Below are 15,338 nucleotides of genomic sequence, written 5' to 3'. Positions count from 1 at the left end.
AGGACCCTTGGTCTCCAGGTTCCGGACGCTAGGCCCGGACCGGGGCGCGCGGGCGGGGGAGTCCCACTGACCGGTACCCGGCGCCACGGCCGCGTCCGCGGCCCGTCCCGGTCGGTGGAACGGGGGCCGGGCCCGGGTACCGGGCGCGCGTACAGTCCGCCGCTCTGTTCGACGGCACATACCGTGAAGGAGCCTGGCATGCAGCGTTTTGACGGGAAGAAGGTCCTGCTCACCGGGGCGGGGTCCGGGATCGGGCGGGCCACCGCCCTGCGCCTGGTCTCCGAGGGCGCGGCCGTGTACGGCGTGGACCTCTCGGAGGAGGGCCTGGCGGTGACCTCGGGGGCGGCGTCGGGGCCCGGACGGCTGATGACCCGGGTCGCCGACGTCGCGGACGAGGACGCGGTCGTGGCGGCCGTCGGAGAGGCGGCCGGTCTGCTCGGCGGGATCGACGTCCTGGTCAACGTCGCGGGCATCCACCGCACGACCCCGATCGCGCGGCTGACCGTGGCCGACATGGAGCGCCTCTTCGCGGTCAACGCGGTGGGCACGGCCCTGTTCTGCCGGGAGGCGCTTCCCCATCTCCCCGACGGCAGCGGGGTGATCGTCAACGTGGCCTCGTCGGCGGCGGCGCACGGGAACCCGTACATGACCGCGTACGCCGCCTCCAAGGGCGCGGTCCTCGGCTTCTCGCTCTCCCTGGCGGCCGAGGTCGCGCACCGGGGCATCCGGGTCGTGCCCGTCTCGCCCGGCTCGGTGGCCACCCCGCTGGCGGGACCGCACGTGCTGCCGCCGGACCTCGACGCCTCGTACTACGGGCGCATCCGGCCGGTGTTCGGCGCCGGGCAGCCGGAGCAGATCGCCGGGGTCATCGCGTTCGCGGCCTCCGCGGACGCGGCCTTCCTCACCGGTGCGGAGATCCGGGCCGACGGAGGGTCCCACATCTGACACACCTGGGCGCCCGGGCGCGGGGCGTCCTACCCGGTGCGCGGCCGTCCGTGGGCGGGCCGGCCACTGAGCGGGACTGGCTCTTGCAGTTTTCGAGAACGAATTCTAGTTTTCGTCGCACAGTGTCCCGGCCCCCAACGGGCCCCTCACATCTTTGGAGAGCCATGACCGAGGCCGTCATCGTCGAAGCCGTGCGGACACCGGTCGGCCGGCGCCGCGGTGTCCTGTCCGGACTCCACCCGGCGGAACTGCTCGGGCTCGCGCAGAAGGGCCTCCTGGAGCGGGCCGGTATCGACCCCGGGACCGTGGACCAGGTCATCGGCGGGTGCGTCACCCAGGCCGGGGAGCAGTCCAACAACGTCACCCGCAACGCGTGGCTGCACACCGGACTTCCGTACACCACCGCCTGCACCACCGTCGACTGCGCCTGCGGTTCCTCCCAGCAGGCCGTGCACCTGGTCGCGGGCCTGATCGCCTCGGGCGCCGTCGAGACCGGCATCGGCTGCGGGGTCGAGGCGATGAGCCGGGTGTTCCTCGGCGCCGCGCTCACCCCGGGCAACGGCTCCCCGGTGCCGGAGAGCTGGACCCTGGACATGCCCGACCAGTTCACCGCCGCCGAACGCATCGCCCGCAACCGGGGCATCGCCCGGGCCGACGCGGACGCCCTCGGCCTCGCCTCCCAGCAGAAGGCCGCGCGCGCCTGGGCGGAAGGACGCTTCGACAGCCAGATCATCGGGGTCGAGGCCCCCGTCACCGGTCCCGAAGGACCCACCGGTGAGACCGCGGCCGTCACCCGGGACCAGGGACTGCGCGAGACCACCCCCGAGGCCCTGGCCGCCCTCAAGCCGGTGCTGCCCGACGGCATCCACACCGCGGGCAACTCCTCCCAGATCAGCGACGGCGCCGCCGCCGTGCTCCTGATGAGCCGGGAGCGCGCAGCCCGCGAAGGACTGCGCCCCCGCGCCCGGATCGTGGCCTCCACGATGGTCGGCTCCGACCCGTACTACCACCTCGACGGACCCGTCGCCGCGACCGAACGCGTCCTCGCCAAGGCCGGGATGACGCTCGCCGACATCGACCTCGTCGAGATCAACGAGGCCTTCGCCTCCGTCGTCCTGTCCTGGGCCCAGGTCCACAAGGCCGACATGGACAAGGTCAACGTCAACGGCGGCGCCATCGCACTCGGTCACGCCGTCGGCTCCACCGGCGCCCGGCTCATCACCCAGGCCCTGCACGAACTGGAGCGGACCGGGAAGTCCACCGCCCTCATCACCATGTGCGCCGGCGGAGCGCACTCGACCGCCACCGTCATCGAACGCATCTGAGGGGCGCGCCATGACCATCGGACTCACCCAGGAACACCTGGACCTGCGCGACGCCGTACGCGCCTTCGCCAACCGGCACATCACCGAGGACACCCTCCGTGCGGCGGCCGACGCCGAAAAGGAGACGCTTCCCGCCCACTGGAGCGGCCTCGCCGGACAGGGGCTGCTCGGGCTGCACCTGCCGGAGGAGGACGGCGGCGCCGGGTACGGACTCGTCGAACTCGCCGTCGTCACCGAGGAACTGGGCCGGGCCACAGCCCCCGGGCCCTTCCTGCCGACGACGCTCGCCTCCGCCGTCCTGCACGCGGCCGGACACCGGACGTATCTCGCCCCGCTCGCCGCCGGCACCGCCATCGGCGCGGTGGGACTCGCTCCCGGCACCCTCGCCCTGACCCGCGCCGCCGACGGCACGGCCACGGTCACCGGCACCTCGGAACTCGTCATCGGCGGCCACCTCGCCGATGTGTTCGTGCTGCCCGCGGCCGACAAGGGCCGTACCACCTGGCTGGTGCTGCCCCGCGCGGCCGTGGACACCACCGACGTCCGCAGCCACGACCTCACCCGGCGTTCGTCCCGGGTGACCGTGCGGGCGGTGCCGGTTCCGGCCGTCGACCTGCTGGACGTCGACCCGCGCACCCCCCTGGACCTCGCCGCGACACTGTTCGCCGCGGAGTCCGCCGGTCTCGCCGACCGCTGTGTGACGACCGCCGCGCAGTACGCCCGGGTGCGGGAGCAGTTCGGCCGCCGCATCGGCCAGTTCCAGGGCGTCAAGCACCGTTGTGCCCGCATGCTCGCCCAGGCCGAACAGGCCCGCGCCTGTGCCTGGGACGCCGCCCGCGCGCACGACGCCGTGGACCGCACGGAGGCGTCCCTGGCCGCCGCGGTCGCCGGGGCGGCAGGCGTCGACGCCGCGTTCGCCGTCGCCAAGGACTGTATCCAGGTGCTCGGCGGCATCGGTTTCACCTGGGAGCACGACGCCCACCTCGCGCTGCGCCGCGCCCAGACCCTGCGGATCGCCCTCGGTCCGACTGCCGCCTGGCGCCGCCGCGTCGCCCGCCTCACCCTGGACGGCACCCGCCGCACCCTGAGCGTGGAGCTGCCGGCCGAGGCGGAGACCGTACGCGAGAGCATTCGCGCCGAACTGCGGGCCGCCGCGGCCCTGGACGGCAAGGAACAGCTCACCCACCTCGCCGACCACGGCTACACCGCACCGCATCTGCCGGTTCCCTGGGGCAAGGGCGCCGGACCGGTGGACCAGCTCGTCATCGCCGAGGAGCTGCGGGCCGCCGGACTCACCCCCGTGGACATGATCATCGGCGGCTGGGTGGTGCCCACCCTCGTCGCCCACGGCGACCCGGCCCAGCAGGCACGCTTCCTGGGCCCCAGCCTGCGCGGCGACCTCCGCTGGTGCCAGCTGTTCAGCGAACCGGGTGCGGGATCCGACCTCGCCGGGCTCACCACCCGTGCCGAGAAGGTGGACGGCGGCTGGCGGGTCACCGGCCAGAAGGTGTGGACGTCCATGGCCCGCGACGCCCACTGGGGCGTCCTGCTCGCCCGCACCGACGCCGACGTGCCCAAGCACAAGGGCATCTCCTACTTCCTCCTCGACATGACGAGCCCCGGAATCGACATCCGGCCGCTGCGGCAGATCACCGGGGACGCCGAGTTCAACGAGGTCTTCCTCGACGAGGTGTTCATCCCCGACGAACTGCTCGTCGGCGCCCCGGGCGCCGGCTGGAAGCTCGCCCGGACCACGCTCGCCAACGAACGCGTCGCCCTCTCCCACGACTCGGTCGGTTCCGGCGCCGAGGCCCTGCTGGAGATGGCCGCCGCCTCGGACGGCCTCGACGACGAACAGCTCACCACGCTCGGCGGGCACCTCTGCGACGCCCAGTCCGGCGCGGTTCTCGCCCTGCGCACCACCCTGCGCACCGTCTCCGGGCAGCAGCCCGGCGCCGAGGCGTCCGTCGCCAAACTGCTCGGCGTCGAACACCAGCAGCGGGTCTGGGAGACCTGCGTGGAATGGCAGGGCTCCGCCGCCCTCACCGGTGAGGGCGAACGCCTGGACGCCACCTGGCAGTTCCTCAACGCGCGCTGCCTGTCCATCGCCGGCGGTACGACGGAGGTCCAGCTGAACATCATCGGCGAGCGCATGCTCGGCCTGCCCCGCGATCCCGAGCCCACCGAGAAAGGCTGATCATGCCCATCGACCGCGACAAGGCGCTGGCCGCGGACCCCTCCGTCCAGGAGATCCGCTGGACCACCCGCGACGTGCTCCTGTACCACCTGAGCCTGGGCGCCGGTGGCGACGCCGCCACCGGCCCCGAGCCGCACCTGACCTACGAGCGCGGCCTCGGCGTGCTGCCGACCTTCGCCATGGTGGCGGGCTCCGGCATCTCGGCGGGCGAGGCCGCCCCGCCGGGATTCCATCTGCCCGGCATCGACATCGACCTGCGGGCCGTGCTCCACGCCGGCCAGAGCCTCCGGACCCACCGCCCCCTGCCGGTATCGGGCACCGCGACACTCAGCTCCCGCGTCGCCGAGCTGTGGGACAAGGGCAAGGCCGCCCTCATCGTCCTGGAGTCCGTGGCCACCGGGCCCGGCGGCGAGCGGCTGTGGACCTCCACCACCCGCATCTGGGCGCGCGGCGAGGGCGGCTTCGGCGGAGAGCCGGGCCCCGAGGAGCCGTGGACGGCACCCGCCCGTCCCGCCGACACCGTGCTCACCTCGGCCACCACACCCCAGCAGGCCCTGTGGTACCGGCTCAACGGCGACCTCAACCCGCTCCACGCCGACCCGGCCTTCGCGCGGGCGGCCGGCTTCGAGCGGCCGATCCTGCACGGACTCGCCTCGTACGGCATCGTCTGCAAGGCCGTCGTCGACGGCGTCCTCGACGGCGATGTCACCCGTCTCACCGGCCTCACCGTGCGCTTCGCCGGGCCCCTGGTCCCCGGTGAGTCCCTCGCGACCTCCGTATGGCACGAGGAACCGGCCGCCGACGGCACGCGCCGGCTCCTGCTGCATGTGTCCTGCCCGGAGCGCGACGGTGCCCCCGTGCTCACCCACGCGACGGCGACGGTGACGGCATGAGCATCCCCCGCGAAGAGAGCACCGCCGCAGTCACCGGCCCCCGCCTGGTCGCCGAACCCCACAAGGACGGGGTCGACTTGGCGGTCGCCGCCGCCCGCCGGGTCATCACGGCCCTGCTGCGCGCCGGCGACGGGACCGCCTCGGACATGGACGCGATCGCCGCCCGGCTCGACGCCCTCGCCGACGGACTCACCGAGTCGGCGCCCTCCACGGAGGAACGCCTCGCCGAGATGTGGCGCGGCGAGGGAGTGACCCGGCACGATCCCGTCACCGGCCCGGAGAACGCGATCGCGCCGCCGCTGCACCTGCACGGCAAGGAGGACGGCTCCGTCGAAGGCGTCGTCACGCTCGACCTGCCCTACCAGGGGCCGCCCGGCCATGTGCACGGCGGGATCTCGGCGCTGCTCCTCGACCACACGCTGGGAGTGGCCAACCACTGGGGCGGCCCGTCCGGCATGACCGCGGAACTGACCCTGCGCTATCTGCGGCCCACCCCGCTGTTCGAACCTCTGACGGTCACCGGACGCCAGGTCTCGGTGGACGGATCGCGGATCCGCACGGTCGGCGAGATCCGGGCCGGCGGCCAGGCCTGCGTCACGGCCGAAGGTCTCTTCATCAACAAGCAGCTTCCCCGGCCGAGTTGAGGAGTCCGAAACGATGGGAATTCTCGAAGGGAAGGTCGCGGTCATCAGCGGCGCCGGACAGGGCGTCGGCCAGGGCATCGCACTGGCCCTCGCCTCCGAAGGAGCCTCGGTGGCCGCGCTCGGACGGACCCGGGCCAAGCTGGAGGCCACCTGCGGGCAGCTGCGCGAACGGGGGGTGAAGGCCGAGCCGTACGTCCTCGACGTACTCGACACGGACCGGATCCCCTCCGTGGTGGAGGAGATCGCCGAGCGCTTCGGCTCCCTCGACATCCTGGTCAACAACGCCTACACCGGATGCTACGGACCGCTCCTCTCACTGAGCGACGAACAGTTCCGAAGGGGCTTCGAGAGCGGCCCGTTCGCGGCGTTCGCCCTCATGAAGGCCGCGCATCCGTACCTGGCGCGCGACGGCGGGGGTTCCGTCGTCAACCTCGTCACCTCCGCCATGGTCCGCTGGGACCTGAGCACGTACGGGGCCTACGCGGCGGCCAAGTCCGCCCTGCGGTCGCTGACCAGGGCCGCGGCCAACGAATGGGGCCGCGACGGCATCCGGGTCAACGCGATCGCCCCGCACGCCGCTTCGCCCGCCTACGAGGGCTGGCAGGCCGCCCATCCGGAGGAGGCCGCGGAGTTCTGCGCGTCCATCCCGCTCGGGTACGTCGGTGACTGCGAGCAGGACATCGGCCGGGCCGTCGTGATGCTGTGCGGCCCGGACGCCCGCTACCTGACGGGGGCCACCGTGCCCCTCGACGGCGGCCAGGCCAACTTCGGCTGACCGGGGCCGGCTTGCCCTCCCGGTCAGCGGGACGGCCCGGACCGGGCCGTCCCGCCCGCGGCTAGCGTCGCCATGCCGGGCGCCACGATCACCATGAACCGCGCCTCGGCCACCGGGGGGAAGCGCCGCGGCCACCACAGGGCGCGCCGCGCGCCCCGCCCGTACCGACACCGGCAGACCCGGCCACCGGGTGAGAGGGACCGACGTTGCCACACGAGACGATTGCCGACCTGCTGCTCGCCCGGACCGGGGACGACCACCCGGGCCTGCTGACCCGTGACAGGTCCTGGACCTGGGGCGAGGTGGTCGAGGAGAGCGCGGCCCGCGCCGCCTGGGCGCGGGAACTGCGCGCCGAAGGGCCGTTCCACATCGGGGTACTCCTGGACAACGAACCCGAGTACATCCTCTGGCTGGGTGCCGCCGCCCTCGCCGGTGCCGCCGTCGTCGGCATCAATCCCACCCGCCGGGGCGCCGAACTGGAGCGGGAGGTACGGCACACCGACTGCCAGGTGATCGTCACCGACCGGGCGGGCGCCGCTCTGCTCGCCGGACTGGACATCGGCGTGGACCCGGACCGCTTCCTCGTCGTCGACGCACCGGAGTACGGCGACCGCCTCGCCGCGTACGCCGGACTGCCCGTCCACGCCTCCGGGGTCACCGCCGCCACCCGGATGCTGCTGCTCCTGACATCGGGCACCACCGGCACGTCGAAGGCGGCGATCTGCTCGCAGGGCCGGCTCGCCGCGCTCGGCGCCGCCAACAGCGCCAAGTACGACATCACCCGCCAGGACATCTGCTACTGCCCGATGCCGCTGTTCCACGGCAACGCCCTGATGGCGCTCTGGGCCCCCGCCCTCAGCGCGGGCGCCACGATCGCCCTCACCCGGAAGTTCTCCGCCTCCGGGTTCCTCCCCGACGTCCGGCACTTCGGCGCCACCTACTTCACCTACGTCGGCAAGGCGATCGCCTACGTCCTGGCCCGCCCCGAAACCCCGGACGACGCCGACAACCGGCTCACCCACGCCTTCGGTACCGAGGCCTCGCCCGAGGACGCGAGCCGCTTCCTGGACCGCTTCGGCTGCCGTCTCGTCGAGGGTTACGGCTCCAGCGAGGGCGCCGGCATGCTCAAACGGGTCCCCGACGCACCCACGGGCGCGCTCGGCAGGCCGGCCAGGGACGGTGTCCGCATCGTGCACCCCACGGACCGGACCACCTGCCCGCCCGCCGTGCTCGACGCCTACGGCCGGGTGCGCAACCCGGAGGAGGCCATCGGGGAGATCGTCGACACCGAGGGTGCCGCCCGTTTCGAGGGCTACTACAACAACGAGGCGGCGAACGCGGAACGCGTCCGCCACGGCTGGTACTGGACCGGAGACCTCGGATACGTCGACGAGGCAGGCTACTTCTACTTCGCGGGCCGCTCCGGCGACTGGATCCGCGTCGACGGGGAGAACATCTCCGCCCTGCTCACCGAACGCATCCTGCGCAGGCACCCCGGTGTCGTCGCCGCCGGAGTCTTCGGCGTCCCCGACCCGCGCTCGGGCGACCAGGTCATGGCCGCCGTCGAGATCGCCGACGGCACCCGCCTGGAGGACCTGGACCTGCCCGGCTTCCTGGACCGCCAGGAGGACCTGGGCACCAAGGGAGCCCCCCGCTTCGTCCGCGTCTCCCACGCGCTGCCCGCCACCGCCTCCAACAAGCTCCGCAAGAAGGAGATGCAGCTCGACGGCTGGCGCACCGGAGACCCGGTGTACCGCTGGGCGGGGCGGGGCCGGCCCGTGTACACGCCGATGACCGACGACGACAAGGCCGCCCTGCGTGCCGAGTTCCTGGCCAACGGGCGCGCACGCTTCCTGCCCTGAGCGGACACGTTCACCTCCGCCCGGCGGCGACAACCAAGGAGAACCACACATGCAACTGCGCGAGAGCGCCGCGCACCAGGAGCTGCGGCGGGAACTGCGGGCGTACTTCGCGGGCCTGATGCCCGAGGACGAACGCCGTCGCGTCGGCGAGGAGGGCGTGGGCGGCGACCGCTTCCGCGAGGTCGTCAAACGGCTCGGCTCCGACGGCTGGCTCGGCATCGGCTGGCCCACCGAGTACGGCGGCCAGGGCCGGTCGGTCGAGGACCAGTACGTCTTCTTCGACGAGGTCCAGCGGGCGGGTCTGCCCTTCCCGTTCGTCACCGTCAACACCGTCGGCCCGACTCTGATGGCGTACGGCTCCGAGGAGCACCGGAGGCGGTTCCTGCCCGGCATCCTCTCCGGCGACATCGTCTTCGCGATCGGCTACACCGAGCCGGGGGCCGGCACCGATCTCGCCTCGCTGACCACCCGCGCGGTCCGGGACGGCGACACGTATGTCGTCGACGGCGGCAAGATCTTCACCAGCGGCGCCAACACCGCCGACTACGTATGGCTCGCCGCCCGCACCGATCCCGAAGCCCCCAAGCACAAGGGCATCTCCATCCTGATCGTGCCCACCGCCGACGACGGCTTCTCCTGGAGCCCCATCCACACCGTCGGCGGCATGGTCGTCACAGCGACGTACTACAGCGGGGTGCGCGTCCCGGCCACCGACGTGGTCGGTGACGTGGACGGCGGCTGGCGGCTGATCACCGCTCAGCTCAACCACGAACGCATCGGCCTCGCCGCCCTCGGCGGCCGGATGATCCAGCTGTGGGAACGGGTCCTGGACTGGGCACAGGAGAACGGTACGGCCGAAATCCCCTGGGTGAGACAGGAGTTCGCGCGTACGTATGCCCGGCTGGAGGCCATGCGGCTGATGAACTGGAAGATGACCTACGCCGTCGCCCGGTCCGAGCTGACCGGCGCCGACGCGGGCGCGGCCAAGGCCTACGGGACCGAGACCCACATCGCCGTCCAGCGCGGGCTGACCCAGATCCTCGGCGCCGCCGGCCGCATCCGGCCCGAGTCACCGGGCGCCGTCCTTGCCGGGCAGGTCGAACAGCTCTCCCGCCAGGGCATCGTGAACACCTTCGGCGGCGGAGTCAACGAGATCCTGCGCGACATGGTCGCGACGCAGGGCCTCGGGCTGCCGCGCAAGGGGCGTGGCGCATGACCGGGCACGGCGAGCGGCCGGGGCCGGACTACGAGGAGCGGCTGCGGGCCTTCACCGGTCGCGAACTGCGGCCCACGACAGCGGCGCAGGATCCGGTCAACCAGCCGATGATCCGCCACTGGGCCGAGGCGATGGGCGACACCAACCCGGTGTACACCGACGCCGAAGCGGCCCGCGCCACCGGTCGCGAAGGAGTGGTGGCGCCCGCGTCGATGGTCCAGGCATGGACGATGCGTGGATACGCGGCCACCGTCGGCCCGAGGCCCGGCGGCCCGGACGGCTTCGACGATCTGGTCGCGCTGCTGGCCGAGGGCGGCTACACCTCGGTGGTCGCCACCGACTCCGAGTTCACCTTCCTGCGGGAGCTGGCGCCGGGGGACCACATCGCCGTGCGCGAGACGGTGGAGTCGGTCTCGGCGGAGAAGAGGACCGGCCTCGGCCCGGGACGGTTCGTCACCACCCTCAAGACGTACACCGACCGGGACGGCGAGACGGTCGCCACCCAGCGGTGGCGGACGCTGCGGTTCCGGCCCGCGTCCGAACCGGCAGCGGAACGGCGGAAGACACCGGAACCTGAACAGGCGCCGGCAGAGGCGCCGGCACAGGGACACGCACCCGCACCCGCGCCCGCCTCGCGTCCGCGTCCGGCCGTCAACCGCGACAACGCGTTCTTCTTCGAAGGCGCGCGACAGCACCGGCTGCTCATCCAGCGCTGCACCGCCTGCACCCTGCTGCGCCACCCCCCGGGTCCGTGCTGCCCCGAATGCGGCTCGCTGGAGTGGGACTGCGTCGAGGCCGCCGGGCACGGCCACGTCTACAGCTTCGTCGTGAACCATCATCCGCGGCACCCGGCCTTCGACTCGCCGTACCTCGTCGCCGTCGTCGAACTCGCCGAAGGCACCCGGCTCATCACCAACCTGACCGGTGTCGCCCCCGGCGAGGTCACCATCGGCATGCCGGTGGTTCTCGACTGGCTCGACGCCGACCCCGATCCGACCCTGCCGGTGTTCCGGCCCGCCCCGACGGAGGCGCCCTGATGGATTTCTCCCTGGGAGAAGAGCTCGAAGCGGTCCGTGACCTGGCGCGGGAGATCCTCTCCGACCGCGTCACGCCCGAGCGGCTGCGTGCGGTGGAGACCTCGGCGGGCCGCGTCGACGAACGGCTGTGGGCGGATCTCGCCGCCGCCGGACTGCTCGCGGCCCCCCTGCCCGAAGAGGAAGGCGGCGCGGGACTCGGCATGGCCGGACTCTGCGTCCTCCTGGAGGAACAGGGACGGCGGGTGGCGCCGCTGCCGCTGTGGCCCGCGCTGACCGGTGCGCTCTCCGTCGCCGCGTACGGAAACGGAGACCAGCGGTCACGTCTGCTGCCCGGCCTCTCGGCCGGTACGGACCGGCTGACCGTCGCCCTGGAGGAGTTCGGCCCCGCCGAGCCTCTGACGCCCCGTACGGCCGCGGTCGCCGACGGGCCCGGATGGCGTCTCAGCGGGGTCAAGGCGGTGGTACCCGCCCCCGCGGGCGCCCGGCACGTCCTGGTGACGGCCACCACCGGCAACGGCTCCGGTCTCTTCCTCGTCGCCTCGGACGCCACGGGGGTGAGCTGGGAGCACGCGGAGACCACCACCCGTGACATGAGTGCCCACCTCACCCTGGACGGTGCCCCGGCACAGGCCGTCGGCACGCCGGGCGACGGGGCCGCGGCGCATCTCGTGCGCAACGCCTTCGTCGCTCTGGCCGCCGTGCAGACCGGCGTGGCCGACGGGGCGCTGGCGCACGCGGCCGGGCACCTGCGCGAGCGCGAGCAGTTCGGCCGCCCGCTCGCCACTTTCCAGGCCGTCCAGCACCAGCTCGCCGACTGCTACATCGACATCGAGGCGATGCGGGTCACGCTGTGGCAGGCGGTGGACGCACTGGCGGAGCCCTTCGACGCGGAGAGCGCCGACCGGGCCGCGCTGGTCGCCAAGTGGTGGGCCACCGAAGGGGGTCTGAACACCGTCCACCGGGTCCAGCACCTGCACGGCGGCATCGGCGTGGACACCGACCACCCGGTGCACCGCCACTTCCTGTGGGGCAAACAGATCTCCACCACCCTGGGCGGCGCGGGCGCCGACCTCGAACACCTCGGAGCCCTGCTGACCGGCGCGGCGGTGATCTCGTGACCCCGTCCCCGCATGCCGTCCGGCCCTCGCGCACCTACGAATCGGTGAGCGTCGGCGACGTACTCCCCGAGCTGCCGGTCCCGGTCACCCGCACCCTGATCGTCGCCACCGCCCTCGCGAGCCGGGACTTCCAGGACGTCCACCACGACCCGGAACTGGCCCGCGCACGCGGCTCCAAGGACATCTTCATGAACATCCTGACCAGCAACGGCCTCGTCGACCGTTATGTCACCGACTGGGCAGGCCCCGCCTGTTCCGTCAAGGCCATCCGGATCCGGCTCGGCGCCCCCAATCACCCCGGCGACACGATGGTGCTCACCGGCACGGTGACCGCCACGTCGGACGAGGAGCGCCGCGTCGAGATCGCGGTCACGGGCTCCAACAGCCTGGGTGCCCATGTCACCGGAAGTGTCTCGGTGCAGCTGCCCGGGGAGGAACGATGAGCGCCGTCGTGCTGTCCGGAGCCGCGGCGGTGGCCGGCATCGGAGCCACCGAGTTCTCCAAGAACTCCGGGCGCAGCGAACTCCAGCTCGCCTGCGAGGCCGTGCTCGCCGCCCTCGCGGACGCGGGTCTGACCCCCCGCGATGTCGACGGTCTGGTCACCTTCACCGCGGAGACCAACGCCGAGAACCATGTGGCCCGGAACACCGGAATGGGCGACCTCACCTTCTTCTCCCGCATCGGGTACGGAGGCGGAGCCGGCTGCGCCACCGTCCAGCAGGCCGCCATGGCCGTGGCCACCGGGGTCGCCGATGTGGTCGTCTGCTACCGGGCCTTCAACGAACGCTCCGGCGAGCGCTACGGGCTCGGGCAGGCCGCCCGCCCCATGGACACCACCGCCGACCGGGCCGCGTACGCCTGGATGACCCCCTTCGGGCTGAATACCCCTGCCCAGTGGGTGGCCATGTTCGCCCGCCGCTACATGCATGAATACGGCGCCGGCACCGACGACTTCGGCCGGGTCGCGGTCGTCGACCGCAAGCACGCCGCGACCAATCCGGCCGCCTGGTTCCACGGCCGCCCCATCACTCTCCAGGACCACCGCGATTCCCGCTGGATCGCCGAACCGCTGCGACTGCTGGACTGCTGCCAGGAGACCGACGGCGGCCAGGCCCTGGTGATCGTGTCCGCCGAACGCGCCCGCGACCTGCCGCACCCGCCCGCGGTGATCCGCTCGGCGGCCCAGGGACTCGGCGCCGACCAGCACATGATGACCAGCTACTACCGGCCGACGATCACCGGAATCCCCGAAATGGGGCTGGTCGGAAGGCAGTTGTACGCGCAGAGCGGTCTGGGACCCGGTGACATCGACGCGGCCGTCCTCTACGACCACTTCACTCCGCTGGTCCTTCCGCAGCTGGAGGAACTGGGCTTCTGCAAGCCGGGTGAGGCGAAGGACTTCATCGCCGACGGCCACCTGGAGCTCGGTGGCCGGCTGCCCTTCAACACGCACGGCGGGCAGCTGGGCGAGGCGTATCTGCACGGCATGAACGGCATCGCCGAAGGGGTCCGGCTGGTCCGGGGTACCTCGGTGAACCAGCCGGACAGGGCCGACCACGTCATGGTCACCGCCGGCACCGGAGTGCCCACCAGCGGACTGATCCTGGGAGCCGACCGATGACCGTCTCCCCGTGGCAGGGCCGTGAACTCGGCACCCGTACCGTCTCCTGGACCCCACGCGACGCGATCCTGTACGCGCTCGCGGTCGGCGCCCCGGCCGACCGGCTGGACCTCGTGTACGAGGAGCGGCTGCGGGTGCTTCCCACCTTCGCGCTGACCCTGGCCCAGTGGGCGCCCGACGCACTCGGCGCACTCGGCGCCTTCGACATCACCACTGCCGTGCACGGCAGCCAGCACCTGCTTGTGCACGGGCCGTTGGCGCCTTCGGGCGAGCTGACCACCACGGCGCGGGTCTCCGCGGTCCGGGACAAGGGTGCCGCCGCCGTCTTCGACGTCGAAGTGTCCTGCGAACGCTTCACGGCCACCTGGTCGATCTTCGCACCGGGCTGCGGAGGGTTCGGCGGCGAGCGCGGCCCGTCCGCCCCGCGCCGCCCGGACCGGCCGGCCGAACACACCCTCACCGTCGCCACGCACGACCGGCAGGCGGCCCTCTACCGGCTGCTCGGCGACCGGCACGCCATGCACATCGACCCGGAGGCGGCGAAGGCGGCCGGGATGGACCGGCCCTTCCTGCACGGACTGTGCACGCTCGCCGCCGGTCTGCTGCCGCTGGCCTCCGCCCTCGGGGCGCACCCGGCCGACCTGGTGGAACTGGAGGCCCGGTTCGCCGCACCGGCGTTCCCCGGCGACCGGCTCGGCCTGGCCGGCTGGACCGAGGCTCCCGGCCCGGACGACCCCGGCGACCGAGCCGTGGGCTCCGGGGCGAGGGCTGACCGGGCCGTGTGCTTCGAGGCGACGGCAGGCGACGGCCGTGCGGTGCTCACCGGCGGCCGCGCCCGATTCCGCACCACCATCCCCGACCCGACGGAGAACCCCGATGCTTGATCCCGCGCAGCGCGCCGAGGCCGCCTCGGCACTGTGGGCCGCCCAGCGAGACCGCAGCCCGGTGGAGCCGCTCACCACCACCTGGCCGGATGTCGACGCGAGCGACGCCTACGAGATCCAGCTGATCAACATCCGCCGGCATCTGGCGGCGGGCCGCACCGTTCGCGGGCACAAGGTCGGTCTGTCCTCGAAGGTCATGCAGCAGATGATGGGCGTCGACGAGCCCGACTACGGCCATCTGCTCTCCGACATGGTGCTGCCCGAAGAGGTCCCCGTGGAGGCGGACCGGTACTGCTTCCCCCGGATCGAGGTCGAGATCGGGTACGTACTCGGCCGGAGCCTGCCGGGGGAGGGGTGCACCACCGAGGACGTGCTGGCGGCCACCGAGTACATCGTTCCGAGCCTCGAACTCATCGACAGCCGGATCAAGGACTGGCGGATCGGGATCGCCGACACCATCGCCGACAACGCGTCGTCCGCCGGGGTGATCCTGGGCTCGGCCCGGGTGCGGCCGGACAGCCTGAACCCGGCCGACATCGGGGCCGTGCTCTACCGGGACGGCGAGCTGATCGCCCGGGGCAACACCAGTGCGGTGCTCGGCGACCCCACCGAGGCCGTCGCCTGGCTGGCCCGCAAGGTCGCGTCGTTCGGGGTGCGGCTGGAGGCCGGTCACGTGATCCTGCCGGGATCGTGCACCAAGGCCGTCAACGTGCGGCCGGGGGATTCCTACCGGGCCGACTTCGAGGGTCTCGGGTCCGTCTCCGTCGGCTTCGTCCACTCAACGGGACAGCACCCGGCCATGAACTGAAATCAATACTAGT

14 protein-coding genes are annotated in these 15,338 nt (G+C 72.7%); all 14 read left to right on the top strand.

What is annotated here, in order from left to right; all coding sequences use genetic code 11:
* Nucleotides 1-198: 198 nt before the first annotated feature.
* The 14 genes from ACZ4LX_RS28240 to ACZ4LX_RS28175 all read left to right on the top strand — a co-directional run bounded on the left by ACZ4LX_RS28240 (nucleotide 199) and on the right by ACZ4LX_RS28175 (nucleotide 15,325).
* The gene (locus ACZ4LX_RS28240; protein ID WP_467649762.1) at nucleotides 199-945 is read left to right on the top strand and encodes an SDR family NAD(P)-dependent oxidoreductase; all 747 of its coding nucleotides are present in this window, start codon (nucleotides 199-201) and stop codon (nucleotides 943-945) included.
* Nucleotides 946-1,109: 164 nt separating this feature from the next.
* Nucleotides 1,110-2,270, top strand: a complete 1,161-nt coding sequence (locus tag ACZ4LX_RS28235) for a steroid 3-ketoacyl-CoA thiolase (protein WP_467649760.1) — start codon at nucleotides 1,110-1,112, stop codon at nucleotides 2,268-2,270.
* Nucleotides 2,271-2,280: 10 nt separating this feature from the next.
* A complete protein-coding gene (locus tag ACZ4LX_RS28230; RefSeq protein ID WP_467649759.1) occupies nucleotides 2,281-4,467 on the top strand; it encodes an acyl-CoA dehydrogenase in 2,187 nt (728 codons plus the stop codon).
* Nucleotides 4,468-4,469: 2 nt separating this feature from the next.
* Nucleotides 4,470-5,360 (top strand): MaoC/PaaZ C-terminal domain-containing protein, encoded by an 891-nt coding sequence (locus ACZ4LX_RS28225; RefSeq protein ID WP_467649758.1) that lies wholly within the window; start codon nucleotides 4,470-4,472, stop codon nucleotides 5,358-5,360.
* Nucleotides 5,357-6,004, top strand: coding sequence for a PaaI family thioesterase (locus tag ACZ4LX_RS28220; protein WP_467649757.1), 648 nt, complete (start codon nucleotides 5,357-5,359; stop codon nucleotides 6,002-6,004). Before ACZ4LX_RS28225 ends, ACZ4LX_RS28220 begins: the two co-directional genes overlap by 4 nt.
* A 13-nt stretch (nucleotides 6,005-6,017) precedes the next feature.
* Nucleotides 6,018-6,779: an SDR family NAD(P)-dependent oxidoreductase gene (locus tag ACZ4LX_RS28215; RefSeq protein ID WP_467649756.1), complete on the top strand. Its 762-nt coding sequence runs from the start codon at nucleotides 6,018-6,020 to the stop codon at nucleotides 6,777-6,779.
* A gap of 206 nt (nucleotides 6,780-6,985) precedes the next feature.
* The gene (gene casI / locus ACZ4LX_RS28210) at nucleotides 6,986-8,641 is read left to right on the top strand and encodes a steroid-22-oyl-CoA synthetase (RefSeq protein WP_467649755.1); all 1,656 of its coding nucleotides are present in this window, start codon (nucleotides 6,986-6,988) and stop codon (nucleotides 8,639-8,641) included.
* A gap of 49 nt (nucleotides 8,642-8,690) precedes the next feature.
* Nucleotides 8,691-9,857: an acyl-CoA dehydrogenase family protein gene (locus tag ACZ4LX_RS28205; protein ID WP_467649754.1), complete on the top strand. Its 1,167-nt coding sequence runs from the start codon at nucleotides 8,691-8,693 to the stop codon at nucleotides 9,855-9,857.
* Nucleotides 9,854-10,894: a bifunctional MaoC family dehydratase N-terminal/OB-fold nucleic acid binding domain-containing protein gene (locus tag ACZ4LX_RS28200; RefSeq protein WP_467649753.1), complete on the top strand. Its 1,041-nt coding sequence runs from the start codon at nucleotides 9,854-9,856 to the stop codon at nucleotides 10,892-10,894. Before ACZ4LX_RS28205 ends, ACZ4LX_RS28200 begins: the two co-directional genes overlap by 4 nt.
* Nucleotides 10,894-12,012 carry an acyl-CoA dehydrogenase family protein gene (locus ACZ4LX_RS28195; RefSeq protein ID WP_467649752.1) on the top strand — a complete coding sequence of 373 codons (1,119 nt, stop codon included), beginning with the start codon at nucleotides 10,894-10,896 and terminating at the stop codon, nucleotides 12,010-12,012. Before ACZ4LX_RS28200 ends, ACZ4LX_RS28195 begins: the two co-directional genes overlap by 1 nt.
* Complete coding sequence (locus tag ACZ4LX_RS28190) at nucleotides 12,009-12,455, top strand: MaoC family dehydratase (protein ID WP_467649751.1); 447 nt, start codon at nucleotides 12,009-12,011, stop codon at nucleotides 12,453-12,455. The genes ACZ4LX_RS28195 and ACZ4LX_RS28190 overlap by 4 nt, the downstream gene beginning before the upstream one ends.
* Nucleotides 12,452-13,633 (top strand): lipid-transfer protein, encoded by a 1,182-nt coding sequence (locus ACZ4LX_RS28185; RefSeq protein ID WP_467649750.1) that lies wholly within the window; start codon nucleotides 12,452-12,454, stop codon nucleotides 13,631-13,633. The genes ACZ4LX_RS28190 and ACZ4LX_RS28185 overlap by 4 nt, the downstream gene beginning before the upstream one ends.
* Complete coding sequence (locus ACZ4LX_RS28180; protein WP_467649749.1) at nucleotides 13,630-14,517, top strand: MaoC/PaaZ C-terminal domain-containing protein; 888 nt, start codon at nucleotides 13,630-13,632, stop codon at nucleotides 14,515-14,517. Before ACZ4LX_RS28185 ends, ACZ4LX_RS28180 begins: the two co-directional genes overlap by 4 nt.
* Complete coding sequence (locus tag ACZ4LX_RS28175) at nucleotides 14,510-15,325, top strand: 2-keto-4-pentenoate hydratase (RefSeq protein WP_467649748.1); 816 nt, start codon at nucleotides 14,510-14,512, stop codon at nucleotides 15,323-15,325. The genes ACZ4LX_RS28180 and ACZ4LX_RS28175 overlap by 8 nt, the downstream gene beginning before the upstream one ends.
* Nucleotides 15,326-15,338: the final 13 nt, after the last annotated feature.

Source organism: Streptomyces sp. NPDC026062 (assembly GCF_055568375.1).
Note: the sequence above shows the minus strand (reverse complement) of the source record. Positions and strands in the feature narration are given on the sequence as shown.